The sequence below is a fragment of the Parasediminibacterium paludis genome, assembly GCF_042651445.1.
GTDB classification, from domain to species: Bacteria; Bacteroidota; Bacteroidia; order Chitinophagales; family Chitinophagaceae; genus Parasediminibacterium; species Parasediminibacterium paludis.
The window spans coordinates 1-2533 of sequence record NZ_JBHSDC010000036.1 but is presented as its reverse complement, the minus strand read 5'-3'; the positions used below and the strand labels follow the sequence as shown (position 1 = coordinate 2533).

The 2533-nt window shown below is 36.9% G+C and carries 2 protein-coding genes; both read right to left on the bottom strand.

Annotated features, from left to right (window positions below; translation table 11 throughout):
- Positions 1-1428 (bottom strand): recombinase family protein (locus ACFOW1_RS16935; protein WP_379015940.1); only part of this gene is annotated, 1428 nt, incomplete at its 3' end.
- A gap of 243 nt (positions 1429-1671) precedes the next feature.
- Positions 1672-2533, bottom strand: an 862-nt coding sequence (locus ACFOW1_RS16930; RefSeq protein ID WP_379015938.1) for a MerR family transcriptional regulator, incomplete at its 5' end; no start/stop codon positions are given.

Genomic DNA, 2533 nt, shown 5'->3' with positions numbered 1-2533 from the left:
GATTCCTTCTGGGAAGACAAGGTGTTGGAGTTTTTGTTTCGCCTCGTAGTTGGCTGTAATCCAAGTCTGGCTTAAGTCCTGTGCGATTGATAAACATTTTTCAACCGCTTTTTCAAGGTTCGAACTGCTATATTCGTTCTGAGGAAATTCTTGTTTCAATACCTGTAATTCGGCTTTGTATTTTAGAATAAATTTATCGTAGGTTTCCTTACTGATATCACCCATGATAAACTTCTCTTCAACAGCAGTGATTTGTTTTTCTTTTTCAGTAATTTTCTTTTTAAGAAGTTTCTCATTTTCAGCAGAACCAGACAACTGTTGCTTAATCTGAGACAACAGTTCTTTTTTTAAGGCTGTCTTCAAGGTTTTGTCATATTCAAATTCTGCTAATAAATTACTAAAAAGACCATTCAATTTCTCCGCCTTAACATTAACAGGTTGGGTACTTTTTTTGGTCTTGTAATACCAATTACCCTTTGTTTTATAACCAGTAAACGGCATACCACTCACTTCATCTTTTGCAAAAACTTTTAATGGCACTTCATCGTGTCTAAATACTTTTGCAATACCGACAGTAGGGGCTAGGTTCAACATATTATTGGCCTTCAAAAACGTTGGCATATCTATCAATGGCGGATGCTTCCCTAATACCAATTGTCCATCTAAAAGCTTACCGGTAACATACCCAACATAAAATACATTGGATATCAGCAACCTAAAATTCTTCTCCGTCAATCGAACACCCCTCGCATTAAGCTTTTCTACAATCTCCTTATTAGAATACTGCCCACTAGCTTTTAGGATAAACGCTTTTTTTAATTCCTTCCCTTCATCCGTAATCACATATTCATGGTTACAAGCCTTTTCCTTTCTATGCAGGTTTTCGTAACCTAGAGGGGTCGCATAAGGCCAATAACCTTTTAACATCACTTCTCTAGTATGTAATTTGGTACGAACACTCTTGTTTTGGTTATCAAGATTATTCATCAGGTGCAACATATTTTCTTGGAAACGACCATAGGTTGTAGAGGTGTCAATATCTTGCGATACTGATCGAAGTATAATCCCCTCTTTCGCCAAATCCTCACTTAATTTTGCCGCCGCAGCACCCGTACGAGAAAAGCGATCAAAATTAGCCACGATGATAAAGGAAATATCTTTGTCTTTTTTGACGTAATTAAGCATCCGCTTGAACTCAACCCTGCCATCCGTTTTAGCACTATCGTGTACTCCACCAAAAGTAATTTTAATTGGAATTTGCTCCCTTTGCGCAAATTGCCTACACATAGTATCTTGGGTTTCAAGAGAGCTATTGTTATTACGTTGTTCTAGACTACTAACCCTAGTGTAGATAGCAGCTTTGCCACCCCTTTTAATGACCTTATTCTTTGGTATTCTTGCCAAAGCACTGGCCATTAAACTTTCCATCTGTTGGCTTTGCTTTTGTGTTACACTTTTCATGAGTTGCTTCATTTTCTAGGTAAATAGAAATTAGGATGCTGGCAAACGCTTTGATTTGTTCGCTAATGGCCACATCCATAGTTGCGTCCACCGCTTGTTTTTTTGGCTTGTGCATTTGTATCTAAAAGATGCAAATCCTGCTGGTCGCCTACCATGCATTCCTCTAAGTATAAATTAGGCTTGGTTTGTCCAATGCCATCAATGTTACATTTAAAATTTTGTCACGTTGGTTTCATCATATTTTATAATCTTACCATCATTAGTCGTCATTTCAATAGACACATACTGACCTTTTTTGAACATCCTTGACAATCGCTTTATCATTTCTTCATTTTCCTTTTGCCGCTTGGTAGTTCTTAAATGTGTAATAGAACCATCTGCCACTGTTACAGTAACAAGCCTATATTTATCGGAGCGTATATCGTTTAATAGTTGCCGTTCGCTATCATTCATAATGCCCCAATAAAACGTATTGTCAACTTTCAGTGCTTCATTATCAAAAAAACTGGCACAGAGTTGCTGTAAGTTGATGCAGACATAGGATTCGCGTTGTATCTCTTTGAGACATGATTCCGTGTTAATCCTTTCTTCTTCATTTAAGGGCTCACCTAGATTTACCACCCTGAAATCGTACTCAGTAAGAATAAATACATTTTGCGAACGGCTTAAAATAGTTTGCATTACCAGCTTACCAAACATACTAAAGTCTCTTGCTCTTACCTCAGCTTCCCAAAGCGCTGGATTTTTCGCAATATTTTCAATTGTTTCAGTTATTCCTTTTTCTAGTGCTTCCGACGATGTATTATTATGTTCACTTATTTTATTTTTAAAGAATTGTAAAATATCAACCGTGTTTGACGGAAAGGAATGGTTTTTAATTTGAATGATGATATCATTTTCAAATCCAAATTTTTTTAATTTTTGGACAAACCTTAACCAAATACAATCAACCAAACTATATAAACCCCATTTGCTACCTTCACGGTCAAAAGGCAAAAGACCCTCACGATGCCAAACACTCAAATCCCTTCTGGTGATCCCCGTTTCTGATGCTTTGAACCTTTTTGAAACA